Here is a 24,453-nt window from a genome sequence, read left to right as displayed (position 1 = left end):
CATGGTGTTAAATTATTTGTCGTGATTTTTTGACTTTTTTGTTTTTCAGCCTTACATTATCAATTTTTAAGTAAAATCCATTTAAAAATTAAACTACGAAATGTAAAAAATAAATGGATAGAATAGTTGAAATAGAAAAAGTAAATTTTGAAAATGATTTTGAAGTATCTTTACGCCCTAGTGTTTTTGATGATTATATAGGGCAAGAGAAAATCAAACAAAATCTAAGCATATTTATACAAGCTGCAAAGAAAAGAAATGAATGCCTTGATCATGTTTTGTTTTATGGACCACCAGGACTTGGAAAGACAACATTAGCGCATATTATAGCAAATGAAATGAATGTCAGCATAAAGATGACAGCCGCTCCTATGATAGAAAAGAGTGGAGATTTGGCTGCTATTTTGACAAATTTACAAGAGGGCGATGTTCTTTTTATAGATGAGATACATAGACTAAGCCCAGCTATAGAAGAGGTACTTTATCCTGCTATGGAGGATTTTAGGCTTGATATTATTATAGGCTCAGGGCCAGCTGCACAAACCATAAAAATAGATCTTCCGAAATTTACACTTATAGGCGCTACGACTCGTGCTGGTATGATTTCAGCTCCGTTAAGAGATCGTTTTGGTATGGATTTTAGACTTCAATTTTATACCACAAACGAACTATCAAAAATCGTTCAAATCGCATCATCTAAGCTCTCAAAAGAGTGTGATAAAAATGCTTCCTTGGAAATAGCAAAGCGTTCAAGGGGGACTCCAAGGATAGCTTTGAGATTATTAAAAAGAATTCGCGACTTTGCTGAAGTAAGAGATGAAAATTTCATATCTCATGAGCGTTCAAAAGAGGGGCTTGATGCACTTGGGGTTAATGATCTTGGATTTGATGAGATGGATATTCGCTATCTTGAAATTTTAACTCAAGCAAGACGTAGACCGCTCGGACTTAGCACTATTGCGGCCGCTTTAAGCGAAGATGAAGGCACGGTTGAAGATGTGCTTGAGCCTTATTTGCTTGCAAATGGTTATATTGAACGAACAGCAAGAGGTAGGATAGCAAGTATGAAGAGTTTTGAACTTTTTAATATTAAGATAAATAAAGGCTTGTTTGATGATTAATAATGGCAGGGTTTATGTTGGATTTTTCGTAATCTTTTCTCTTTGTTTGGTCTTGTATCTTTTTAAGCCATTTTTATTAAATATATTTATAGCAGCTTTACTTGCGGTTGCCACATCAAATATAAATGTAAAACTTTTGCAAATAACAAATAATAAAAAGACACTTTCGGCTTTTCTTACTACCGTTGCTCTGTTTAGCTTGTTTATGGCACCATTTTTATATGCTGTTGTTAGTGTTGCAAAATATGCAGCAAATATAGACATAAATACCATAAATACAACTGTTGATTATTTAAAGAATTATGATTTTAATCTACCAAAAAGCTTTGAATTTTTAACACCAAAAATAAAAGAAATAATTTCAAGTATTGATGTGAAATTTTTGTTTAACACTGTTGTTTCAAATATAGCAAATGTAGGAAAATTAAGTGCTAGGTTTATGATAGATATGGTTTTTATACTTGTTTTTTTCTTTTTTTGTATCTTGTATGGAAGCGAGTTGATAGGCTATCTTAAGAAAGCACTTCCTATGAATATAAAAGATAGTGAGTTTGTATTAAGTGAAGTTGCAAATGTTATGAGTGTTGTCTTTTATTCTATTATTATAAATACGATTTTTCAAGGTTGTCTTTTTGCATTTATAACAAGTATTTATGGGTATGATGGGTTTTTGACTGGAATTTTATTTGGATTTAGTTCGCTTATACCTGTTATAGGAGGTCTTCTTTTGTGGCTCCCTATAAGTCTTTACGAGTTTGCAAATCTAAATACAACTGCTGCAATAGTAATAGCTTTATATACAATAATCGTTATTTCGGTTATAGCTGATACTTTTTTAAAGCCACTTATTATAAAATTTATAAATTCAAAACTTGTAAAAATTCCAACCAAGATAAACGAACTTTTGCTATTTTTCTCAATGATAGCTGGTATTAGCACATTTGGTTTTTGGGGGCTTATACTAGGTCCAGCGATAGTTACATTTTTTATATCAAATATAAAACTTTATACACTTATAAAAAGAAAATTTATTGATTGATTTTTTAAGCTTATAAAGTATTAATTGAGTAGATAATGATAAAAATTAGTTTCTAATTTTATTAATTTAAAGAAAAATTGTATTTTATTGAACGGTAGTTTAATAAAATATGATAAAATTCTTTCACTTTAATGAAAGGTTTATTATGAACAGTATTTTATTTCGTTTACTTGATAGTTATGCTTTGACTGTAAACGATTATTCTTTAAAAACTCCAGAAGTAACTGCCGGATACTGTTGTAACAATACTTTTCATCTTAAATTAGGATTGTAAATATTTTTTATTATTTTTAAGTTGTAAATTTGTGTTTTAAATTTATTAGTATTTTTAATGGCAGTGTATTTTGTCATTGTTTTATTTTTTAAGGATTTAATATGATTATTTTAAATTTAATAGTTTTTATTATTTTATTATTTGTATTGTTTAGGGTGTTTCAAAGCACTCAAAAATTAGGTTTAACAGTATTTGTTGGTTTGTTTTTAGGTCTTATCAGTGGTGCTTTGATGCAAAACTTTTATGATAAAACAATTATTAGTTCTACGCTTGATTGGATAAATATAGTTGGCAGTGGCTATGTTCGTTTGCTTCAAATGATTGTAATGCCATTAGTTTTTATCTCTATTTTGGCAGCCATTACTAGACTGCACAACTCAAAATCACTAGGCAAAGTTAGTCTTAGTGTTTTATCTGTTTTGCTTCTTACTACAGCTATCGCAGCCGCTGTAGGTATTGCTATGGCCTATATGTTTGACTTATCGGCTGAGGGTTTGGTAGCTGGGGAAAGAGAATTGGCCGCACAACTTAGTATAAGTGGTAGAGCTGAAAAAATAAGTAGCTTAACAATACCTTCAATGCTTATATCTTTTATACCAAAAAATCCATTTGCCGAACTTACTGGCGCAAATCCTACTTCTATAATTAGCACTGTTATTTTTGCGGCATTACTTGGCATAGCAGCTTTAAATTTGGCTAAGCAAAATCAAGAATTTGGCGAAAGAATAGCTAGTGGTGTTGAGTTGTTAAATCAATGGATAATATGCCTAGTTCGTTTTATAATTCGTTTAACTCCTTATGGCGTATTTGCCTTGATGACAAAGATGGCGGCGGTATCTGCTTGGTCTGATGTAGTAAACTTAGGTAACTTTATAATAGCTTCTTATCTTGCATTGTTATCAATGTTTGTAATTCACGGTTTATTGCTTTTTGTATTTAAAATAAATCCATTGGATTATTACAAAAAGGTATTACCTGTTCTAAGTTTTGCTTTTAGTTCTCGTTCAAGCGCAGCTACAATACCTTTAAATATAGAAATTCAAACAGATAAACTTGGAAATGATAGTGTTATAGCAAACTTTGCGGCTACATTTGGTGCTACGATAGGACAAAACGGTTGTGCTGGAATTTATCCTGCGATGCTTGCAGTTATGGTTGCACCAACGGTTGGTATAGACCCTTTTAGTGTCCAGTATATTTTTAGCCTTATTTTAATCGTAGCTATTTCGTCATTTGGTATAGCTGGTGTTGGTGGTGGCGCTACATTTGCTGCTATTGTTGTGTTGTCTGCTTTAAACTTACCACTTGCTTTGGTTGGTTTGCTTATATCTATTGAACCTTTGATAGATATGGGAAGAACGGCTTTAAATGTAAATGGTGCTATGGTTGCTGGAACTTTGAGCGATAGAATTTTAAACAAAAGATAAAAGTAAACCACTAAACATCCAAACGATGAGTTTTAAAACTTGTCGTTTGTGTTTGTTTTTTAAAATGCTTTATTGAGGACTTTTAATTAATAACTATCATGTATTGTATTTTATAATTCTAGATAAAAAAGTATAGTGGCGGGTAAAGTGGGATTCGAACCCACGAGGCTGTTACACCTACACGCGTTCCAGGCGTGCTCCTTCAACCACTCGGACATCTACCCAAAAATATTGGAAAATAAATTATACAGTATTATTGCTTTTGTTGGCTTGAAATTTTGAATATTAACATTAATTAAAGTGTTTTTGGATAGACTTATGTCTTTAAATTTTAAAGGATATAGTTTATGAAAAAGATTTTTGTTTGTTTTTCTGTCTTTACGGCTCTTTCTCTGAGCGCATTTGATTTTTCAAGTGTCGTAAATGCTGCAAAAGATATAATGAGTGATAAAAATACAAATAACAACTATAAAAGTATGGTTGAAAAGGCATTGGAGTTGTCTGTAAAAGAGTTAAGTGAAAGTGGATTTTTAAATAATAGTGTAGCAAAAATTCCTTTGCCAGAGCATATTCAAGCAGCTGCAAATTTAGCAAAAAAAGTAGGCGGAGAAAAATGGGCAAATGAGCTTACAAAGTCTATAAATCAAAGTGCAACAAAGGCTGTTGGTGGTGCTTCTAAGGTTTTTTATGATGTTATTCAAAATATGAAAGAAGATGAGATAAAGGGTCTGCTTTTAGACAAAGAAAATAGCTTTACGAAATATCTTCAAACAAATGCAAGCGATAAATTATCTGCTGTATTTAAGCCTATAATTGAAAAAATGATGAGTGAAAATACATTTGCTACTGCCTATAATGGACTCAATTCCTTTGTAAAAAATAACTCACTATTAAAAAATGATACAGTAAAAAATCTAAAAAACTTAGCTGGAAATTTCGGTGCTGATAAATACATACCAAACACAGATGAGGATTTAAACGATTACATTACTAGAAAAACTCTTGATGGTCTTTTTGCCTTGATGGGAGAAAAAGAATCAAGCCTTAAAACAGGAACTATTAGCAAAGGTATGGATTTGCTAAATAAAATTTCAAAATAAGCAAATGCATAAATGACATCAAGAGCTAAAGAACTTTATTCTGATATATCGCTTTTTTTAGTTGCCATTGTTTGGGGTATTACTTTTTTACCTATGTCAAAAGCACTTCACACCAACGGTGTTTTTACTATACTTTTTTGGAGGTTTTTGATAGCTTTTTTGCTTATGTTTTTAATATCGTTTAAATTTATAAAAAAAGCTGATAAGAACTCTATAAAACATGGCGCTATTCTTGGTATTTTTTTATTTATGGGGTTCGCTGTTCAAACATTTGCGTTAAAGTATATACCAAGTTCTACAGTGGCTTTTATAACTGGTCTTAATGTTGTTTTTGTGCCATTTGTGGTATTTGTCTTTTTTGCAAAAAAGATAGCCATATACTCATATATGGGTGCTTTTTTAAGTGCTCTTGGACTTTATTTGTTATCAAACACAGAACTTGGCTTTACAAAAGGTGAGTTTCTTAGTATTATTTGTGCTTTAGCTTATACTTTACATATAGTTTTAACTTCTGAATTTGCAAAAAAGAGTGATACAATTGTTTTAGTCAATGTCCAATTTTTAGTTGTAACTATTTTGAATTTTATATGTGCTATTTTGTTTGAGGGCGATGCGATTCCGGTTGTGAATTTTGATTTTGTCACTGCTGTTTTGATTACATCAATTTTTGCAACCGTTATAGCTTTTTATGTTCAAACAAAAGCACAAGAATTTGCATCGCCTATAAAAACATCTTTGATCTTTACGTTTGAGCCAGTTACTGCTGGAATAGTTGGTTATTTTATAGGTAAAGAGAACCTTGGTCAAACTCAAATAATCGGAGCTTTTGCTATTTTATTCGGTATAAGCATAAGCGAAATTGGTTCTTACAAAAAACATTTACATTAAAATTAATTTTAAACATAAAAGGAGATATGTTGTCTTTTAAATTTCAAATCACAGAATTTCGTGCTGATATAGCCTTACTTTTTACGGCTGTTGTTTGGGGTGCTAGTTTGCTACCTATGTCAAATGCTGCAGATAGCAACGATGTTTTTACTATACTTTTTTGGAGATTTTTTATCTCATTTTTTATAATGGGAGCGGTCGCATTAAAGTTTGATAAAAAGTTTGATAAAAACAGTATCAAATACGGTCTTATTTTGGGTCTATTTTTGTTTTTGGGTTTTACTTCGCAAACCTTTGCTTTGACACATACATATAGTTCAAGTGTTTCATTCATATCAGGGCTTAATGTTGCTGTTGTTCCATTTGTTGTATTTTTAATATTTAGAAGAAAAATTTACATACAAGCTTATGTTGGTATAGTTCTTGGATCAATCGGGCTTTATTTTTTGACAGACTCAAAAGTCGGTTTTGGTCTTGGTGAGGCTTTGAGTTTGGTTTGTGCTTTTTCTTGGGCTTTGCATATAGTTTTTACTAGTGAGTTTGTAAAAAAATGTGAAACTTTTACACTCATAACCACACAATTTGCTGTGATATTTATCTTAAGTGCTATTTTTGGAATAGGTAGTCATGGCAGCATAGTTCCTATTTTGGATGATGATTTTTATAAGGTTATGTTTATTACCATCGCTTTTTCTACTATATTTGGTTTTATAATGCAAAGTGTTATGTTGGCTCATACAAGCCCTATAAAAGCCGCATTACTTTTTACTTTTGAACCAGTTACTGCTGGATTTTTAGGATATTTTATAGGTAATGAGCATTTGACTGGATTACAAATTTTTGGAGGCATTATTATAATAGCTGGAATTTTGATAAGTGAGATTGGCTCATATATAAACAATAAAAGGGCAAATTAATGTTTTTAAATAGACAAATAACTGAGTCTAAAGCCGATTTTGCTCTTTTAATAACAGCTTTTATATGGGGCGCTGCTCTTTTGCCGATAGTTGCATCTTTAAAGACAAATGATGTTTTTACAATTTTGTTTTGGAGATTTTTTATTTCGGCTTTGATTATGGGGCTTATAGCTTATAAATTTGATAAGTTTTTTGACAAACAAGCTATTAAGTATGGCTCTATTTTAGGGCTTACATTGTTTCTTGGAACATCTTTTCAAACATCGGCTTTAAAATATACATATAGTTCAAGTGTATCTTTTATAGTTAGTTTGTATATACTTTTTATACCATTTATGTCTTTTATGTTGTTTAAGAAAAAGGTTGGAATTTACTCTTATGTGGGTATGTTTTTTGGCGTTTTAGGACTTTTTTTATTGAAACGAAATCTTGAATTTGGTTTTGGAAAAGGTGAAATTTTAAGCATATGTTCAGCTGTTAGTTTAGCTTTTCATATAGTATTTATGGGATACTTTACTAAAAAAAGTGAGCTTTTTACATTTTTAGCTTCTCAGTTTTTGGTTATTTCTATATGTTGTTTTTTGTTTTCTTATGCATTTAGGGGCGGGGTGGTTCCTACTTTGGATTATGCTTTTTATAAAGCCATGTTCATAACTATATTTTTCTCAACCGTAATAGGCTTTGGTATAGAAGGTCTTATGCTTAGATATACAACTCCTGTTAAGGCGGCTATAATATTTATTTTTAAGTCTGTTACCGCTGGATTTTTGGGGTATTTCTTTGGCGGAGAGGATCTAAATCGTATACAAATACTTGGTGCTTGTATCATAATAATTGGAATTTTAATAAGCGAAGTTGGTCCTTATCTGAATAAAAAAAGTTCAAAGATATAAAAATATTTTACTATGCAAAATACATCTATTTTGCATAGTTTTTATATTGTTACCTAAAAGAATATTTTATTTTTTAAATGTTGTTTAAACTCTTTGTTTATGTGTAATTAAGCTTAATAACGGCAAAATTTAAAAATACTTAATTTATGTGTAAGCTGAAAATCTACTGTGAAAATTATAAAAAACATATTTTCTTAAATGCATATTTGTTAAAATATAATTATAATAATATTAGGAATATGATATGAAAAATAAAAAAATAGCAGTATTTTTTGACTGCGAAAATATTTCAGCTAAATATGTGGAAGAAATTTTTGATGATTTGGCAAAATACGGAGAAGCTATAATAAAACAGTCTTTTAAGGACTGGGAGAACTCAAATAGCAAAGCTTGGAATAAAGAGTTACACGAAGAATTTGCAATAGAACCAATACAAGTTTTTTCTAATAAAAACTATAAAAACACAGCTGATTTGAGAATTCAAAGAGCTGTTTTTGAAACAATGAATCAAAAAAATATTGACATAATAGCTTTAGTAACTAGCGATAGTGATTTTAGAGATTTGGTTATGAGTATAAAATCCAACGGATTTGAAGCGATTGGATTTGGTGAGTCAAAAACTCCAGCATCTTTAAAAAATGCCTATTCTGATTTTATAGAACTTCCTATAAAAGATAAGCAACAAGATATTTTAGATAAAAAAGTCGTTGATATTTTAAAAGAAGCTATAAACAACACAAATGATGATGGAGAATATAGTCTTGTATCTAAAGTAGGAATGTATCTAAAAAATAAAAATTCATCATATAATCCCAAAAATTTTGGTGCTAGAACATGGGGAAATATAATAAAAAAATTTCCAGATGAATTTGAAATTTGCTATTTAAATAAAGAAAAAAGTATGTTTGCGGTTAAAAATAAAAAATCTTAATTTTAAAAATAAATCAGTGTAGCAAAACTAGCTACACTGTTATTTTATGAAAGAACTATTGCTCCTATTGTGGCCCCTATGATTAGCGGGATATTGAAAAATAAAAATGTAGGAACGCAGGTGTCATAGATATGATTGTGTTGCTCATCGGCGTTAAGTCCTGATGTAGGACCTAGTGTGCTATCACTTGCTGGGCTACCGGCATCCCCAAGCGCTGCAGCTATACCTACAAGTAAGATTATAGCTGCTGGAGAAAATCCAAGCTGTAATGATAATGGAACATAAATAGAAGCTATGATAGGTATGGTTCCAAAGCTGGTTCCTATACCTATAGTTACTAATAATCCTATGATAAGCATAAGTAACGCACCACCTATTTTGCCACCTGCTATTTGACTAGCAAAGCTTACAAGCGATTCTATGCCGCCACTCTCTCTTAAAACAGAACCAAAACCAGCTGCTACTAACATTATAAAAGCTATAAAGCCCATCATAGCTAGTCCGTTATCCATTATATCATCTACTTTGTTGTATTCAATACCTTTAAATGCTATCATAAAAACAAGTCCAAGAAGTGCTCCAAGCGGTAAAGAGTCTGTATATAATTGAACACTAAATGCTATAACAGAACCTATTAAAACTGCCCACTCTTTTTTTGTCATTTTTAGACTTTTTGTTATGTTTGCTTCTTCTGTTTCTTTTGCTTCAAAAGCTGTATTTTGATAGACTCTTTTTCTAGAATAAAATATAAAAACAGCCAATAAAAGCCCTACAAGCATAGATAGACCACCTATCCACATTACGCTTGAAATATCGCCGATTTCAACTTTTACACCATTGTTTTCTAGCTCTTGTTGAAGTATATTGTGAAATAACAATCCAAAACCAACACTTAAGCTAACATAGGGTGCTTTTAGTCCAAATGTGAGTGCGCAAGCAACTGCTCTACGGTCTATGTTTAGCTTATTCATAAGTGGCAAAAGCGGCGGTATCAAGATAGGTATAAAAGCTATGTGGACGGGTATAAGGTTTTGTGAAAAGCAAGCTATAAAAGCTATAGAAAGCACAAACCAAGTTCTTGTTTGGCTTAAAATTTTGCTTATAGCATTTATCAAAATAGCTGTTAAGTTTGTGTTTGCGATAGCTGCTGCCAATGCACCGAGTAATATATAACTAAGAGATGTTGTTAGATTACCTTTCATTCCTGTTATCAATGTAGAGGTTGTATCTGCCATTGATGTAAAAAGAGTCTGAAATCCTACTGAAATTCCATCACTAAAGCCAGAAAAACCGTGATGTGATATAACCCCAGCAAGTAAAGCTGATACTAGTATTGATAACAATATGTTAAACCTAAACAGACACAGTATAATCATTAAAATTATACTCAAAACGACTGGGTTACCAAGCATGTTTTTCCTTTATAAAATTTATTGTTCGTGTATTATTACAAATATATGCAAAAAAAATCTTTAAATTATCTTTAAATATATATTTTTTTTAACCAACATGGTTTTTATTTTTAATATAGTTTGATAAAATATTAAAAATTAATTATTTTTAAGGACAAAAACATGAGAAGCGATGTTATAAAAAAAGGCTACACAAGAACCCCTCATCGTTCTTTGTTGAGGGCTACTGGCTTGGGTGATGATGATTTTAATAAGCCTTTTATAGGCGTGGCAAATAGCTTTATTGAGATTATTCCTGGACATTTCTTTTTAAATAAATATGCTGAAATTTTAAAAGATGAAATTCGTAAAAATGGCTGTATTCCTTTTGAGTTTAACTGTATTGGTGTTGATGATGGTATTGCGATGGGGCATGGTGGCATGCTTTATAGTTTACCAAGTCGTGAAATTATCGCAAATTCGGTTGAAACTGTTATGAATGCTCATAGTTTGGATGCTCTTGTTTGCATGCCAAACTGCGATAAGATAGTGCCTGGTATGATTATGGGGGCGCTTCGTGTAAATGTGCCTACGATTTTTGTAAGCGGTGGCCCTATGAAAAAAGGATATACGGATAAGGGCGAGCCTATTGATCTAGCAAGTGCTTTTGAAGCGGTTGGCAAATTTGAAAACGATCAAATAAACGAAGCTGAGCTTAAAGATATAGAATGCAATGCTTGTCCTAGCGGTGGAAGTTGTAGTGGTATGTTTACCGCAAACTCAATGAATACTCTTTGTGAGGCTATGGGTATTGCGCTTAGTGGAAATGGCACAATCCTTGCTCTTACACCTGAAAGAGAAGAGCTTGTTAGAAAGGCCGCAAGAAGAATTTGTGAGATAGCTTTAGATGAGAGATTTAAGATAAAAAATATATTAAATAAAAAAGCTGTGAAAAATGCTCTTGTTGTTGATATGGCTATGGGCGGAAGCTCAAATACCGTGCTTCATATGCTTGCTATTGCAAGAGAGGCTGGGGTTGATTTGAATGTTGGTGATTTGAATAAAATAAGTCAAAATATCGCCCATATAGCTAAAATTTCTCCGTCTTTACCAAATGTTCATATGCAAGATGTTGGAGCCGCTGGTGGAATAAATGCTGTTATAAAAGAAATTTCAAGACGAGATAATGGAATGCTTTGCCTTGATAACCTTACAGTTAGTGGCGATAGCTTGGGCGAGAGAGTAGGTCAAAGTGATATTAAGGATGAGAGCGTTATTCGTAAGGTTGAAAACGCATATTCTCCTGTTGGCGGACTTGCTATTTTGTTTGGAAATTTAGCCGAGCAAGGTTGTGTTATAAAAACGGCTGGTATAATAGGTGAAAGAAGATTTAAGGGTAAGGCTATTTGCTTTAATTCACAAGATGAAGCTATAAAAGGCATTTCAGGCGGTAAGGTTCAAAAAGGCGATGTTGTGGTTATTCGCTATGAAGGTCCAAAGGGTGGTCCTGGTATGCAAGAAATGCTTAGCCCAACATCTCTTATAATGGGCATGGGACTTGGTGCTGATGTTGCGCTTATTACTGATGGAAGATTTAGTGGCGCTACTAGAGGTCTTAGTATAGGACATGTAAGCCCAGAGGCTGCTGAGGGCGGAATGATAGGACTTTTGCAAGATGGCGATATAATAAATATAGATGTTGATAAGTATGAGATAAATGTTGAGCTTAGTGCTGATGAGATAAAAACTCGCCTTGCAAATTTCAAGCCTTATGAGAAAGAGCTAAGCTCAAAATGGCTAAGACAATATAGAAAACTAGTAACTAATGCAAGCAATGGAGCTGTTTTGGAAGCTTGATTTTGTTGCTTGAAACTTTTATTAATAGGTCTTAGTCCTAAAAAGATCTATTTAAAACTATATAGCATCAAAACAAAATGGTGCTATATGATATTTTTTCTTAAAAAAATAAATTTTTATATAAAGGATAATATTTGATTTATGCTATTGTGGCTGTTGTGTTTGTGGTTAGGTTAGTGTTTTTAAAAGTTTCTATCAAAAATGAAAAAGAAATTTTAGCTAATGGTGGTAAAGAATATAGTGTAACAAATTCCAAAAGACTTACTGTTTTGCATATTTTATTTTATATTTTTGCTGTTGTTGAGGCACTTTTAAGAGGAGCAAATTTTGATGTCGTTAGTGGTATTGGAGCTGGATTGCTTGTGTTTTCTATGATAATGCTTTATGTTGTAATACGTCTTTTAAAAGGGATATGGACTGTTAAGCTAATGCTAGTAAAAGATCATAAATTTAACAACCACTGGCTATTTAGGATGGTGAAACATCCAAATTATTTTTTAAATATCATTCCTGAATTGATCGGCTTATGTATGTTGTGCCATGCTTTGTATACTAGCATTGTTTTGGGTGTATTTTATGCTTTGGTTTTAGGCGTTAGGATAAAAGATGAAAATAAACTTTTAAGTGAGGTTATAATTCCGAATAGTATTAAATAAAATATGCAGTATAATTCAAATAATGCATATTTATTTTTTTAGTTCAAATAAATTAAAATATTTTTTAAGGTGGGTGAATTATGTTTGAAGGAAGTTATAATCTTAATAATATAAAAAAGATAGATGAAGAGATTGAAGATTTAAAGAAAATACAATCAAATCATAATAAAGAAATGTCAGAAAATCAAAAAATAAGCTTAGAGTTATTTATACATCTTCTTATAAATCAAAAAGAAACTATGCTAAAACATATAAAAAGTATAGATAAAGTAGAACGAAAAAGATTAAACGCAGAAATTTTAAAAAACGAAAACTCAATTTACAATAGATTTTATCCTATGTTTTTAAAGTATTATTCAAATCAATATAGTCAAGCTCATTTGTTTTGGTCTTTGACTTATGACTTTTTTGATTGTGCAAAAAATATCAAAAAGAATGCAGGTTTGTTTACGACACTTTTTAGTGTTATTTTGATTATAATAGGTGTTATTATATATAATGTTTATCTTACAGCAAATGGTTTTGAGATATCAATAAATTTTATTAACCTAAAAGAACACTTATTAAGTCTAGGTATAGTTTCTTTGTTTTTCATAACTTATTTTGTATTGTTGAACATGATGGTACCTATTTTTGTGTTAGATATTATTGTTGCTAACAAAAAACCACATAAATATATATTACTAGGCAGAGTATTTGCTATACTTATACTATTTATATTGTTTAATTATTTAATTGTTGGTTTTTTTTCTATTATTCATCTTGTTTTTAAAAAATAAAAAAGATATTTTATTAAATATTATTTTATGTTTTTTATTTTCTTTATTAGATATTATTTTCATATTAGTGATATATTTTAGATGGGATGATGTAGATATATTGTTATTATTGTTTGCAATAGCATCCTATCTGTTGCCTCAAATTGCTTATTATAAAATTCAATATTTTGATTATAAAGTATCAGTATTTTTCAATCTAATTTTTGCATGTTTAGCAACATTTTTAATTGCACCTAGTGCAGTTAAATATTCAGATATCGGAAACTATAAAGATAGCCTTACAATAAAAAAAGAATTTGTTCCAAAAAGCTTATTAAATTTACCATATTGTTTTAATAATTATAATTTTACTTGTATAGATAAAGATATGACAAATGAAAATCAAGTCGCCTTTAATAACTTATTAATTAGATTAAAAAAGGATGATACTTATTATCTTAGAGCGGGCATGCCTATAAAATATGATTTTAATTTATCAAATATTAATATATCTGAATGTAATAAAAAGGAAAATACAACTTGTTATGAAAATTTAGATAATAATAAAACTATTGAGATAAAAAATTATGATATAAAATTTAAAGACTTTAAGAGTAATGATAATAATAAAACAATTTTTAAAGACTTTAAAATAAAAGAGAGTAATATACTAAATTAGTATTATAAATATGGAGAAAAATTGTATCTACTAACTTTAAGGCAAAATAGCAATGAAACAATGATAGGTTTGTTTGAAACTCTTGAAAGCGGGCGAGAGTTTGTGAAAAAATTGCCAAGCTATAAGTATTTTATAAAAGATGGTTTTGAATATGAAACTTTGGACTATCAAGCTTTTAATGAGTATTTTGAAGTAGAATATAAGACAAATATCTTGCCATTTAGTAAGTTTATGTTTAGAGATGAAGATCAAATTTATATAGAATGGAAAGAATTGCCAAACTTAGATAAAAGCTTAAATAAAATAGTAGGCGAAGCGACTTTGGTTGATGCTTATCTTATAAATAATGATGAGGTTAAGAGCTATATCACAAAAAGAGAAAGCTTATATCTAAAAGTAAAGCAAATTCTAGAAAAAATGGGCTTTGAAGTAAGTAGGGCTTATAAGGGTTCTGAGGATGGAGAGGCTATAGTTTTCAAAAAGCAAGATAATAATAAGTGGCATTTTTTAACACATCTTGATCCTATTTTTGTAAGAGAATGTCCTTTTGATGAGCCTGATATCACAAACTATATACAAAATATGATTTGATAAATGCCTTTTTGTGTTTGAAATTCAAAAATATAAGAGCTATTTTGTAGTATAATCATAGCTTTTTAAATGGAGATTTGATTATGCAAAAATTTGATGTTGTTGTTGTTGGTGGTGGACACGCTGGGATTGAAGCGTGTTTAGCTTGTGCTAGAATGGGTAAGAAAACTCTTTTGATAACCATACTGGCTGAACAAATAGGTGCGGCTAGTTGCAACCCTGCAATAGGTGGCTTAGCAAAGGGGCATTTAGTAAAAGAGATAGATGCACTTGGCGGTCAAATGGGGCTTACTACTGATGCAACCGGGATACAGTTTCGTATATTAAACGAAAGCAAAGGTCCTGCTGTTAGGGGTTCAAGAGCGCAAATAGATATGGATAAATACCGTATATACATGAGAAATGTGCTTTTAAATACACCAAATTTAGAAGTAACACAAGAGATAGCTACTGAAATTTTAACAACAGATAATGAAATAACCGGTGTTAAAACAAATCTAGGAAATATATACAACACATCAAAACTCATAATAACAACTGGAACATTTTTAAACGGACTTATACATGTCGGGACAAACAAACTAAAAGCCGGAAGGGTAGGGGAGCTAAGCTCTGTTGAGCTAAGTAAAAGCTTGTTTGAACTTGGTCTTGAAATGGGTAGACTAAAAACCGGAACTTGTCCTAGAATAGATGCAAAGAGTATAAACTTTGATGTTTTAGAAATTCAAGATGGCGATGAAAAACCAAAACCATTTAGCTTTAGAACGAGAGATTTTGCGCCGACACAGCTACCTTGTTATGTTGCTTATACAAATGAAAATACACATGATACTATAAGATCAAATTTTGATAAAGCTCCACTTTTTACCGGACAGATAGAAGGTGTTGGACCTAGGTATTGTCCTAGCATTGAGGATAAAATAAATCGTTTTGCGGATAAAGAGAGACATCATTTGTTTGTAGAGCCACAAACTCTTGATGCTACTGAGTATTATATAAATGGTTTTTCTACAAGTTTGCCTTATGATGTACAACTTCAAATGATTCGCTCAATAAAAGGCTTTGAGAATGCAAAGATAGTAAGACACGGATATGCGATAGAGTATGATTATGTCCAGCCAACAGAGCTTAAACACTCTCTTGAAACCAAAAAAATAAAAGGTCTATTTCTGGCGGGTCAGATAAATGGAACAACAGGCTATGAAGAGGCTGGCGCTCAGGGTCTGATGGCTGGTATAAATGCGGCTTTGAGCCTTGATGATAAAGAGCCTTTGGTGCTTAGAAGAGATGAGGGATATATAGGTGTTTTGATCGATGATTTGGTTACAAAAGGGACAAAAGAGCCTTATAGGGTATTTACGAGCAGGGCTGAATATAGGCTTTTATTAAGAGAAGATAATGCTGTGTTGAGGCTTGGAGAATACGGGCACAATCTTGGTCTTTTAGATGATGAAACATTTTCAAGGATACAAAAAATAGCTTCTAATTTGGAGTTTGGATTAAAATACCTAAATGAAAAAGAGATAACTCCATCAAAGCAAAATTTGGAGTTTTTGGCTTCTATAAATGAAGATGTGATAAGTGAAAAAACAACCTTGCAAAAGATAGTTGCTAGAAAAAGTTTTGATATCCAAAAACTTAAAAAGATGGATGAGTTTTTTGATAAGCTTGATGATGATAGTTTGGAACAAATTTTGATTGAAAGTAAATATCAGCACTATATAGATGAGCAAAAAGCACAGATAGAGCGAATGAAAGATATGATAAATATCAAAATACCTGATGGATTTAGTTTTAGAGGGATTAGTGGGCTTAGTAATGAAGTGGTTGAAAAACTTGAGAAATTTGCCCCGCCGACTCTATTTTCTGCTTCACAAATAAGTGGTATAACACCGGCAGCTATTGATATATTAAATATATATATTAAGCAATTTAATAAGAAAAAATAGAATAAAGACAAGGATAAACAGTGGCACATCAGGAGCTATTTTGGCAAAAATTTTATGAAAACGCATGGGCTTTTAGGGCTGACTTTATGAGATCTCTTTTAAATGGGGGGGTTAAATACATATCAAATTATACATAAACTTTCTAATATGGAAAGACTTTACGAGCTTTCTATGACAACTGCAGATGAAAGTGTTCAATGGAATGCAAGAGAATTTAAAGATGACAATAAATTAGACTTTGCAAATATTCCAATAGCAACAAATACATCAGCTTATGGTAATTTATTAACAGTTCCTTACCATTTTAGTTACAATTTTTCTGATTTGCTTATAGATATCTATGATAGGACAGGCCCTTATGATAGTATAGTTGAGCTTGGCTGTGGCTATGGTAGAAATTTATTTGAGATTTTTTATAGGGGCGGTCCTATAGATGTGCCTTATTTTGGAGGCGAGTTTACAAAATCAGGTGTAGAGATAGCTACCGAGCTTGCTACCGCAACTCCAAATATGAAAACAAAGTTTTTTCATTTTAACCATTTAAAGCCAGATTTAAATGGATTTGATTTTGGCAAAAGAGCTTTAATATTTACTTGTCATTCTATAGAGCAGGTTAGAGAGATATCTGATGATTGGTTTAAAGTAGTAGCTGGTGCGGCTGATGAAGTTGTTGGTGTTCATCTTGAGCCGTTTGGTTTTCAAGTTAAATATTTGAGTGAAATCAGTCAAAGACATCAAAAATTTATGGAAAAAAATCATTGGAATTTAAATTTCGCACAAGTTTTGATAGATGCTACAAATAAAGAGACTATTGTTTTAGATGATACTCTCTTAGAAAATAGTTTACCGGAAGATCCCACAAATCCTGGGTCTATAGCTATTTGGCATTCTAATAAAGATAAACAATAAAACAACTTTTAAAATTATTATATAATTATGTTTTGAATAAAAATTATTAATTAGGATTGCTTTAGTGAAATTTGGTATAAAATATATTTTAGTTTTTCTTAAATGATTGAACTTTGGCGACACTATTAAAATCTTATAAAAAAGATAATGATGTTGTATTTTTATTTTGTAACAATAGTATGGGTATAGTATCGACATCTAGTACGGACAAAAGTACTCATATAATAGATATTTTAAATTATATCAAAACAGATGCTTATGATGTAGCCCATAGTGATTTTATTTTCTCAAAAGATGGGCTTTTATTAAAAACCAATGAGGTTGACCCCCCCCCACTTTTTTTGTCTTATCAAATGCATCAAATCTCGATAATAGTACAATTTACGGAACTATGAAAAATATAATTATTACAAAACAAAAGTATTTAAATAGGTATTTTGCAGGCTTTAATCAAAATAAGTAAGACTAAACATTGTGCAAATGATATAGTTGTAGATGATGTGATATTATGAAATTCAAAAAATGCTAAAAAACTACGAGAGCAGGCTTCTAGCTCATTGTCGGATAAAGTAAATCAAATGCTTGATGAAAGATATTATTGGTTTATCTTTTTTTAAAAAATGAGCATATTGTGAATAAAAATATATAACAAAAGAAAAAATATCTTTTTTGAGCCTGATGAAATAGCTGTTATTGATATTTAAAAGATAATAATCAAATAAAAATTGCAAGCAAAAAAGAATCTTTGTTAGATTATAAAGAAGATGATTATATAAGCAAACATTTGTTGTATTATTAAGGCAAAATTGATATGTTTTAAATAAAGAGATAGGAATAACAAAAGTAGAACTTGATACAAATAGAACTCTTGTTAGAACAAAAGAGAATATTTTTGTAAATATATTGGCTGATTTGATAAGAGAATATGTTAATTCAGATATTGCTGTTATCAATAGCTGTGTAATTAGGGGAAATAAACTATATAAAGCAGGAACAATTTTGACTAGAAAAGATATAGTAGCCAACCTCTCTTAGATACCATTATTCTTGCAAGGATAAAATGCTCAAATATATTTAATATAATAAAAGATTTTGAATCCATAGAAGAAGATAAATATAATCATTCTTTTTTGTCTACGGTGTTAACTGGCTATTACATCAAAAGGCATTATAGGCTCAAGCATTTAAAATAGACAAAAATAAAAAATGTTTGTTTACATTAAGTAAAAATAACATATTATCCATTTATCTTATATTTTTTGCTCTTTTGTTTTAAGGTCTTTTTTTGGAAATAAAATTATATTAAGTTTGAGTAATTTTAATAGATATATTGACTATAGACTTAACTTCAAAAAGATGTCAAAATGATTAATGATATGGGCAATGATGAGATATCTTATATTATAAATACATTTGATAATCAATATTGTCATTATTGCCTTAAAAATTTAGCAAAAGAAAATAAAGCTTTGTATGAAGCCAAAAAAACAGGATGCAATGAATTTGTTCATTTTAATTATATGTAAAATTATATAATTTGGGTTGTGTTGGTTTTACAACTTTCCTTTTTTTAATTGCCTTATCAAAAACCTAGCTGGATGAAGTTCATTAAATAATGACTTTTCTATACAAAGCGGTCTGTTTAGTATCAGATCACTAATTATATTAGCGCCTAAAACAGCTGTGCAAAGTCCACGAGAGCCGTGTGCTATGTTTATAAAAACATTATTTTGGTATTTTGGTTTTATTATTGAACCTTTGTGTTTTGTCCAAAATAAATCTTTATATTTTTCTTTGTAAAAGTTCTCATCATGCAAGTTGCCTATTATTGGAAACCTATCGCTGCTATAACTTCTATATCCTACTCTAGCGCCTTGTATTTTGATATTTTTTGTATCTACAAATTCACTTATCTTGTTTATGTTTTCTTCGTTGTCGACATCTGTTGCTTTATTGTTTGATTCATTTCTTGCGTATGTTGCTCCGATTACTTGTATGTCATCAACAGCTGGGGTTATGTATCCTTTTGCGCTTAGTGGTATTTTGTTATCTAGGATAGGTTTTATATGTGTTACTTGTCCTCTTACAAAGCTTATCGGCAAGTTTTTAAAAATTTCTACACTTTCGCTTCCGGTGGTAAATATCAAAATATCAGTTTTTATTGTATTGTTATTTTTAAACTTAACGTTTATTTTTCCATTTTTTAGATGTTTGTGGCTTTTATATTCAAAATTAAATTTTATATCTATATTTTTTGAGGCTTTTTTGCATAATTTTCTTGGTCTTGCATAAGCCCCATCTTTTATCAATACATAAGGATATGGCTTTTCATCTTTATAAAACTCAAATATACTATCATCATTCAAAAAGTATCTTTGAACTAAGGTTTCATCGTATGCGTATTCAGCACATCCGCTAAAATTTATCTCTTGCTTGTTCATGGTTTTTTTGTAAAACCTAACAGCTTGTAAAAAAGCATTTTTATGCATTTTGCCTAGATTTACATCAGGTTTTGTTATAAGAGGCATTAGTATCCCGCAATGATTTCCTGAGCCATTTTGAGCTATTTTATCTCTTTTTTCTGCTATCGTTACATTAAATCCACTATTTTTTAGTTTGTAAGCACTTACGCATCCGGCAACACCAGCACCTATTATTAGCACATCTTTTGCTTTTTTGCTATCAATCTCGATTCTTTGAAACCAAATATCTTTTTCTTCTTTGTTTTGCTGTGCTTTAAATACCGCGTGGCTCATTTGTCTTTTTTTGCCGTATCCTGCTCTTAATTGTAAATTAAAGCCAAAATTACTAAGTCCATCTCTAACCGGTTTTGAACAAGAGTAGCTTCTTATTATTCCATTTTCTTTTGTGAGTTTTGAAATTTCATCAAAAACTTCCATGCTCCACATTTTTGGATTTTTTTTGGGACTAAAACCATCCAAAAACCATATATCAGCTTTAAAATCAAGCTCTTTTAATACTTCATTTATATCTCCAAAGCACAAATCAAGTATTATATTTTCTTTAAATTCTATTCTATGAATGCCTTTTGTGCTTGGGGGATATACAGATATCAAATCCTTACTTAGCCTTTTAAATATCCCGAGTTTATTATAGATGTCTTGTAAATTTTGTTTTGAAAGAGGATAACCTTCTATGCTTACAAAATGTAGTTTTTTATCTGTGTTTTTAAATCTTTTACAAAGCGTTAAAAAATTGAGTCCAGCTCCAAAACCAGCCTCTGCCACTATAAAACTATCTTGTTTTTCCCATATTTCATTTATCGCACTTACAAATACATGTTCGCTTTCGTTTTGTGGTTTATTTGTATTAAAATAAACATCATCAAACTCAACACTAAAAGCTGTATTTTCTTTAAAATTTATATCTGCATTTTTCATTGATTTTTTATAAAGTATGCATCTACGCCGTTTGCTATACCAGTTGCTAATGCGTTTTGATAGTTGTTGTTAAATAACAGCTTTCCTTCTTCAGGATGCGTTATGTATCCTATTTCTATCAATACGGCCGGCATTAAAGCACCAACTAGCACCCAAAATGGAGCTTCTCTTACTCCGCCATCTACTACTTTGTATTTTTTACTTTTTATGCTTTTTAAAATTTGAGATTGCATATCTATACCTAGTTTGTTTGAAGATATTATTTTCTCACGATTTAAAAAGTTCAAAAATGTTTCTTTTAAAAAGAAATTCATCTCATCTAAATCAGATTTGTTTTCAAGTGCCGCTGCATTTTTGCTTCTTTCAGACCTTGCTGGAGATAAGAAAAATGTCTCTACACCTCTCATCTCTTTAGCTTTTTTTGCGTTTGGAGCGGCATTTGCATGCACTGATATAAACAAATCAGCTGATTTATCATTTGCGAATTTTGTTCTTGTTCTAAGATTTATAAAAACATCTTTTGACCTTGTATAAAATACCTTATACCCTCTTTTTTCTAACTCTTTACCTAGCTTTTTCCCTACTTCTAAAACAGCATTTTTTTCTTTTAGTTTGCCGTTTATTGCACCGGGATCATTCCCTCCGTGACCGGGGTCTATTACTATTGTTTTTGTTTTTTTAGGTTTTGAGACCGGTGGTGTTGCTTTTTGATTTTGTTTTGGTGAGTTTGATTTTATGCCAACATATAGCATATTGTCTTTTATGTCTGTTTTTAATGAATTAGGTTTTGTGTCTCTAAAAACCATTCGCACTGTTGTTTTATTGTTTTGTGCTATAAGTATCTCATCAACTAAAAATTTACTATAAACTAGTCTTCCACCATTTAAAATAGCTTTGATATCTAAAACATTTCTATGGTATGGTTTTTTAACTAACGAAAAAGTTTTTATTGTATCTCGGTTTATGTTTTTATTAAATTTAAGTACCAAAACATCTTTTTGCTTTGTTGCGCTAAGTAAATAAGGCAAACTCTCTTTTTGGTTTTGGTTTGTTGACTCTCTTTTTGGTTTTGCAACAACTTTTTTAAATTCTTTATGTGAGCCTTTTATCTTTTTAAAGTCATCTTCATATACTTTGTAATTTAGTTTTAGTGCTTTTGAGCTTTTAATAAGCCTTGATAATGTTTGATATTTTAGCTCATCATTATTTTTTATTAATGATTGTATGTATAAGTCTTTGATTTGATTATGAATTTGTAGCTTTGTTTGATGACTTGAGCTATTAAATTTATTATCAAAATTACTTAAAATTTCATTTGTATTAGCTCCAAATGCACAAATAAAAAAAACCAAGATGGCTAAAAAAAATCTAGCCATCTTCGCCTTCTGTTAATTTTTTTATAAGTTCTTTTACGCTTATAATCTCTTTTAGTCTATATCCGTTTGCACCAGTAAAAAATAGACCACTCTCTTTTTTGCCACTATAAGCATCAAAGAGTCTATCAGCTATGCAGTATCCAACTTTTTTTGCCTCTTTGCCTCTTTCGCACGGGCTTACGCAGTTGCTTATGCATTGTATTTTTGGTCCTGCGTTTTTGCTTACTAATTCAATTAGATTTGTTCTTATGCCTCTTGCAGGATATCCTACAGGACTTTTTAAAAGCTCAATATCTTTTTTCTCAGAAGCTAATAAAACCTCTTTGAAGCCATCACTAGCATCGCATTCGTGTGTTCCTATAAACCTAGTTCCCATTTGAACTCCGCTTGCACCAAGAGATATAAATTTTTTAATGTCTGCATTATCCCATACTCCACCAGCTGTAAATAAAGGAAAATTGCCCCATTGTTTTATCTCTTCAAGAACTGGTTTTACCAAGTTTTCTAGTTGATAATTTGGATCCAGGCATTGTTCATATGTAAAGCCTTGATGCCCTCCACTAAGTGGTCCTTCTAAGACAACTGCATCTGGTAGTCTATTGTATCTTTGTGTCCATCTTTTACATATTATTTTTAAAGCTTTCGCTGATGAAACTATCGGAACTAAAGCTACATCTTTAAAATTTTGAGTAAATTCTGGCAGGTTTGTAGGAAGTCCAGCACCTGATATTATGATATTTATTCCAGCTTCACATGCATCTTTTGCAACTCTAGCATAATCATTTGCAGCGCACATTATGTTTACACCAAGAGGTAAGTCCCCGCATATTTTTCTTGCATTGTCTATAACTGCTTTTAAGCCTTTTGTTGAGTAAAAATTATCACTACCAAGTGGCTTTGAGCTTAGTTCTTTGCTTATGTGTGCTCTATTTTCATAATACCCAGTTCCGACTGAACTAATTACACCAAGTCCGCCGTTTAGACTTACATTTCCTGCAAGCCTATCCCAACTTATGCCAAGACCCATTCCACCTTGTATTATTGGGTGTTTTATCTCATATTTTCCTATTTTTACTGATTTTAGTTCCATTTATATTACCTTAAGTTTTGCAAATTTTCTTTTTCCAACTTGAAGAACATATTCTCCGTTTTTTAGCTTAAGTTGGTCATCTTTTGTTTTTACTTGATCTATACTTACAGCATTTGCTGCTAAATCTCTTCTTGCTTGTGAATTTGTTGGTGATAGTTTGCAAAAGCTTAAAGCTTCTACAATCCATGCTGGAGCATTCATTTCAAAAGTTGGCATATCTGTTGGAAGCTCATTTTTTGTATGTATGCTATTAAATTCATTCTGTGCTTTTTTTGCTTTTTCTTCGCCGTGATATCTTTTTGTTATTTCAAAAGCCAAGTCTTCTTTTGCTTTTTTTGGATGATATTCTCCGTTTTCTACCTGTTTTTTTAAGGTATTTATCTCGTCGTTGCTTCTTTGGCTTAAAAGTTCATACCATCTCCACATAAGCTCATCTGATATACTAAGCACTTTTGCAAACATATCATTTTCATTTTCTGTAACGCCTATATAGTTTCCAAGACTCTTGCTCATTTTATTTACGCCATCAAGACCTTCAAGAAGTGGCATCATTATTATGGCTTGTTCTTTTCCGATATTGTATGTTCTTTGAAGAGTTCTTCCCATTAAAAGATTAAATTTCTGATCCGTTCCACCCATTTCTATGTCACATTTCATAGCAACACTATCATATCCTTGTAAAAGCGGGTATAAAAATTCGCTTATTGATATTGAGTTTCCTGATTTGTATCTTTTTTCAAAATCATCTCTTTCCAACATTCTGGCAACTGCAAATACGCTTGTTAGCTCAACTATACCAGCTGCACCAAGTTCATTTAGCCATTTTGCATTAAACATAACTTTTGTTTTGCTTTTATCTAAAATTTTAAAAACTTGTTCTTCATATGTTTTTGCATTTTTTACAACCGTTTCGTTATCTAGTTTTTTTCTTGTTGCTGACTTTCCTGTTGGATCACCAATCTGAGCTGTAAAATCGCCTATTAAAAATTGAACTATTGCGCCGTGTTTTTGCAATAAAGCCATTTTGTTTAAGATCACAGTATGTCCCAGGTGTAAATCAGGCGCCGTTGGATCAAATCCAGCTTTTACATAAAAATTTTCACCCTTTTCATAATAATTTTTTATCAAATCAAAAATACGAGATTCATCTATAAACTCAGCTACACCTCGTTTGATGTCTTGCATTATTTTGTTTAAATCAATCAC

Annotated in this window: 23 protein-coding genes, 1 tRNA gene and 1 pseudogene; 19 read left to right on the top strand and 6 right to left on the bottom strand. The window is 30.9% G+C overall.

Translation table 11 applies throughout. The features are described from left to right. Window positions 1-113: 113 nt before the first annotated feature. The 4 genes from ruvB to CPIN18021_RS07375 all read left to right on the top strand — a co-directional run bounded on the left by ruvB (window position 114) and on the right by CPIN18021_RS07375 (window position 3,861). Window positions 114-1,121 carry a Holliday junction branch migration DNA helicase RuvB gene (ruvB, locus tag CPIN18021_RS07385; RefSeq protein WP_078423779.1) on the top strand — a complete coding sequence of 336 codons (1,008 nt, stop codon included), beginning with the start codon at window positions 114-116 and terminating at the stop codon, window positions 1,119-1,121. Continuing rightward, window positions 1,117-2,160, top strand: a complete 1,044-nt coding sequence (locus CPIN18021_RS07380; protein WP_226995962.1) for an AI-2E family transporter — start codon at window positions 1,117-1,119, stop codon at window positions 2,158-2,160. Before ruvB ends, CPIN18021_RS07380 begins: the two co-directional genes overlap by 5 nt. Window positions 2,161-2,305: 145 nt before the next feature. After that, window positions 2,306-2,434, top strand: coding sequence for a hypothetical protein (locus CPIN18021_RS09140; protein WP_257787926.1), 129 nt, complete (start codon window positions 2,306-2,308; stop codon window positions 2,432-2,434). 101 nt (window positions 2,435-2,535) lie between these two features. Further along, window positions 2,536-3,861: an L-cystine transporter gene (locus CPIN18021_RS07375; RefSeq protein WP_078424736.1), complete on the top strand. Its 1,326-nt coding sequence runs from the start codon at window positions 2,536-2,538 to the stop codon at window positions 3,859-3,861. Window positions 3,862-3,997: 136 nt separating this feature from the next. On the opposite strand, the gene CPIN18021_RS07370 is transcribed toward CPIN18021_RS07375, so the two are convergent. Next, window positions 3,998-4,085, bottom strand: a tRNA-Ser gene (locus CPIN18021_RS07370). 123 nt (window positions 4,086-4,208) lie between these two features. On the opposite strand from CPIN18021_RS07370, the gene CPIN18021_RS07365 reads away from it, so the two are divergent. The 5 genes from CPIN18021_RS07365 to CPIN18021_RS07345 all read left to right on the top strand — a co-directional run bounded on the left by CPIN18021_RS07365 (window position 4,209) and on the right by CPIN18021_RS07345 (window position 8,590). Beyond that, window positions 4,209-4,961, top strand: coding sequence for a DUF4197 domain-containing protein (locus tag CPIN18021_RS07365; protein WP_078424735.1), 753 nt, complete (start codon window positions 4,209-4,211; stop codon window positions 4,959-4,961). A 12-nt stretch (window positions 4,962-4,973) separates the two neighbouring features. Then, window positions 4,974-5,849, top strand: a complete 876-nt coding sequence (locus tag CPIN18021_RS07360) for a DMT family transporter (protein WP_078424734.1) — start codon at window positions 4,974-4,976, stop codon at window positions 5,847-5,849. A gap of 29 nt (window positions 5,850-5,878) precedes the next feature. Next, window positions 5,879-6,766, top strand: a complete 888-nt coding sequence (locus CPIN18021_RS07355) for a DMT family transporter (protein ID WP_226995977.1) — start codon at window positions 5,879-5,881, stop codon at window positions 6,764-6,766. Beyond that, window positions 6,766-7,659: a DMT family transporter gene (locus CPIN18021_RS07350; protein ID WP_078423774.1), complete on the top strand. Its 894-nt coding sequence runs from the start codon at window positions 6,766-6,768 to the stop codon at window positions 7,657-7,659. The genes CPIN18021_RS07355 and CPIN18021_RS07350 overlap by 1 nt, the downstream gene beginning before the upstream one ends. A gap of 244 nt (window positions 7,660-7,903) precedes the next feature. Then, window positions 7,904-8,590 (top strand): NYN domain-containing protein, encoded by a 687-nt coding sequence (locus CPIN18021_RS07345; RefSeq protein WP_078423773.1) that lies wholly within the window; start codon window positions 7,904-7,906, stop codon window positions 8,588-8,590. A 44-nt stretch (window positions 8,591-8,634) separates the two neighbouring features. Here the strand turns inward: CPIN18021_RS07345 and CPIN18021_RS07340 are convergent, their stop codons facing one another. After that, entirely contained in the window at window positions 8,635-10,002 is a 1,368-nt protein-coding gene (locus CPIN18021_RS07340; RefSeq protein ID WP_078423772.1) for a Na+/H+ antiporter NhaC family protein, read from the bottom strand. Window positions 10,003-10,164: 162 nt separating this feature from the next. On the opposite strand from CPIN18021_RS07340, the gene ilvD reads away from it, so the two are divergent. The 10 genes from ilvD (at window position 10,165) to CPIN18021_RS08930 (ending at window position 18,906) form a co-directional block, all read left to right on the top strand. Further along, window positions 10,165-11,838 (top strand): dihydroxy-acid dehydratase, encoded by a 1,674-nt coding sequence (gene ilvD / locus CPIN18021_RS07335; RefSeq protein WP_078424732.1) that lies wholly within the window; start codon window positions 10,165-10,167, stop codon window positions 11,836-11,838. 134 nt (window positions 11,839-11,972) lie between these two features. Next, window positions 11,973-12,494, top strand: coding sequence for an isoprenylcysteine carboxyl methyltransferase family protein (locus CPIN18021_RS07330; protein WP_078423770.1), 522 nt, complete (start codon window positions 11,973-11,975; stop codon window positions 12,492-12,494). An 80-nt stretch (window positions 12,495-12,574) separates the two neighbouring features. Next, window positions 12,575-13,273 carry a hypothetical protein gene (locus CPIN18021_RS07325; protein WP_078423769.1) on the top strand — a complete coding sequence of 233 codons (699 nt, stop codon included), beginning with the start codon at window positions 12,575-12,577 and terminating at the stop codon, window positions 13,271-13,273. A 67-nt stretch (window positions 13,274-13,340) separates the two neighbouring features. Then, entirely contained in the window at window positions 13,341-13,931 is a 591-nt protein-coding gene (locus CPIN18021_RS07320; RefSeq protein WP_157886674.1) for a hypothetical protein, read from the top strand. A gap of 21 nt (window positions 13,932-13,952) precedes the next feature. Then, the gene (locus CPIN18021_RS07315; RefSeq protein WP_078423767.1) at window positions 13,953-14,522 is read left to right on the top strand and encodes a hypothetical protein; all 570 of its coding nucleotides are present in this window, start codon (window positions 13,953-13,955) and stop codon (window positions 14,520-14,522) included. A gap of 83 nt (window positions 14,523-14,605) precedes the next feature. After that, window positions 14,606-16,471, top strand: coding sequence for a tRNA uridine-5-carboxymethylaminomethyl(34) synthesis enzyme MnmG (mnmG, locus tag CPIN18021_RS07310; protein ID WP_078424731.1), 1,866 nt, complete (start codon window positions 14,606-14,608; stop codon window positions 16,469-16,471). Between the two features lie 147 nt (window positions 16,472-16,618). Further along, the gene (locus CPIN18021_RS07305) at window positions 16,619-17,380 is read left to right on the top strand and encodes a class I SAM-dependent methyltransferase (protein ID WP_180375146.1); all 762 of its coding nucleotides are present in this window, start codon (window positions 16,619-16,621) and stop codon (window positions 17,378-17,380) included. 113 nt (window positions 17,381-17,493) lie between these two features. Next, on the top strand, window positions 17,494-17,775 hold the full coding sequence (locus tag CPIN18021_RS07300) for a hypothetical protein (protein ID WP_078423764.1): 282 nt from the start codon (window positions 17,494-17,496) through the stop codon (window positions 17,773-17,775). 433 nt (window positions 17,776-18,208) lie between these two features. Next, complete coding sequence (locus CPIN18021_RS09220; protein WP_078423763.1) at window positions 18,209-18,415, top strand: 5'-nucleotidase C-terminal domain-containing protein; 207 nt, start codon at window positions 18,209-18,211, stop codon at window positions 18,413-18,415. A gap of 329 nt (window positions 18,416-18,744) precedes the next feature. Next, window positions 18,745-18,906, top strand: coding sequence for a hypothetical protein (locus tag CPIN18021_RS08930; RefSeq protein ID WP_157888052.1), 162 nt, complete (start codon window positions 18,745-18,747; stop codon window positions 18,904-18,906). A 27-nt stretch (window positions 18,907-18,933) separates the two neighbouring features. On the opposite strand, the gene mnmC is transcribed toward CPIN18021_RS08930, so the two are convergent. From mnmC to tyrS, 4 genes and pseudogenes are all read right to left on the bottom strand, one after another. After that, the gene (gene mnmC / locus CPIN18021_RS07290; protein ID WP_078424730.1) at window positions 18,934-20,781 is read right to left on the bottom strand and encodes a bifunctional tRNA (5-methylaminomethyl-2-thiouridine)(34)-methyltransferase MnmC2/FAD-dependent 5-carboxymethylaminomethyl-2-thiouridine(34) oxidoreductase MnmC1; all 1,848 of its coding nucleotides are present in this window, start codon (window positions 20,779-20,781) and stop codon (window positions 18,934-18,936) included. Beyond that, window positions 20,778-21,461, bottom strand: a pseudogene (locus CPIN18021_RS09250) (N-acetylmuramoyl-L-alanine amidase family protein); the annotation flags it as partial. The pseudogene CPIN18021_RS09250 and the gene mnmC, both read right to left, overlap by 4 nt. A 688-nt stretch (window positions 21,462-22,149) precedes the next feature. Continuing rightward, window positions 22,150-23,247 (bottom strand): nitronate monooxygenase, encoded by a 1,098-nt coding sequence (locus CPIN18021_RS07280; protein ID WP_078424728.1) that lies wholly within the window; start codon window positions 23,245-23,247, stop codon window positions 22,150-22,152. Further along, the gene (gene tyrS / locus CPIN18021_RS07275; protein WP_226995961.1) at window positions 23,248-24,450 is read right to left on the bottom strand and encodes a tyrosine--tRNA ligase; all 1,203 of its coding nucleotides are present in this window, start codon (window positions 24,448-24,450) and stop codon (window positions 23,248-23,250) included. Window positions 24,451-24,453: the final 3 nt, after the last annotated feature.

Origin of the sequence: Campylobacter pinnipediorum subsp. caledonicus (genome assembly GCF_002022005.1) — a bacterium.
GTDB classification, from domain to species: Bacteria; Campylobacterota; Campylobacteria; order Campylobacterales; family Campylobacteraceae; genus Campylobacter_A; species Campylobacter_A caledonicus.
The sequence above is the reverse complement of the archived record's forward strand: the minus strand, read 5'-3'. Positions and strand labels throughout refer to the sequence as shown.

Coding starts and splice junctions, on each gene's coding strand:
- ruvB (WP_078423779.1), top strand. CDS start 114: ATGGATAGAATAGTTGAAATAGAAAAAGTAAATTTTGAAAATGATTTT.
- CPIN18021_RS09140 (WP_257787926.1), top strand. CDS start 2,306: ATGAACAGTATTTTATTTCGTTTACTTGATAGTTATGCTTTGACTGTA.
- CPIN18021_RS07375 (WP_078424736.1), top strand. CDS start 2,536: ATGATTATTTTAAATTTAATAGTTTTTATTATTTTATTATTTGTATTG.
- CPIN18021_RS07365 (WP_078424735.1), top strand. CDS start 4,209: ATGAAAAAGATTTTTGTTTGTTTTTCTGTCTTTACGGCTCTTTCTCTG.
- CPIN18021_RS07360 (WP_078424734.1), top strand. CDS start 4,974: ATGACATCAAGAGCTAAAGAACTTTATTCTGATATATCGCTTTTTTTA.
- CPIN18021_RS07350 (WP_078423774.1), top strand. CDS start 6,766: ATGTTTTTAAATAGACAAATAACTGAGTCTAAAGCCGATTTTGCTCTT.
- CPIN18021_RS07345 (WP_078423773.1), top strand. CDS start 7,904: ATGAAAAATAAAAAAATAGCAGTATTTTTTGACTGCGAAAATATTTCA.
- CPIN18021_RS07340 (WP_078423772.1), bottom strand. CDS start 10,002: ATGCTTGGTAACCCAGTCGTTTTGAGTATAATTTTAATGATTATACTG.
- ilvD (WP_078424732.1), top strand. CDS start 10,165: ATGAGAAGCGATGTTATAAAAAAAGGCTACACAAGAACCCCTCATCGT.
- CPIN18021_RS07325 (WP_078423769.1), top strand. CDS start 12,575: ATGTTTGAAGGAAGTTATAATCTTAATAATATAAAAAAGATAGATGAA.
- mnmG (WP_078424731.1), top strand. CDS start 14,606: ATGCAAAAATTTGATGTTGTTGTTGTTGGTGGTGGACACGCTGGGATT.
- CPIN18021_RS07305 (WP_180375146.1), top strand. CDS start 16,619: ATGGAAAGACTTTACGAGCTTTCTATGACAACTGCAGATGAAAGTGTT.
- CPIN18021_RS08930 (WP_157888052.1), top strand. CDS start 18,745: ATGATTAATGATATGGGCAATGATGAGATATCTTATATTATAAATACA.
- mnmC (WP_078424730.1), bottom strand. CDS start 20,781: ATGAAAAATGCAGATATAAATTTTAAAGAAAATACAGCTTTTAGTGTT.
- CPIN18021_RS07280 (WP_078424728.1), bottom strand. CDS start 23,247: ATGGAACTAAAATCAGTAAAAATAGGAAAATATGAGATAAAACACCCA.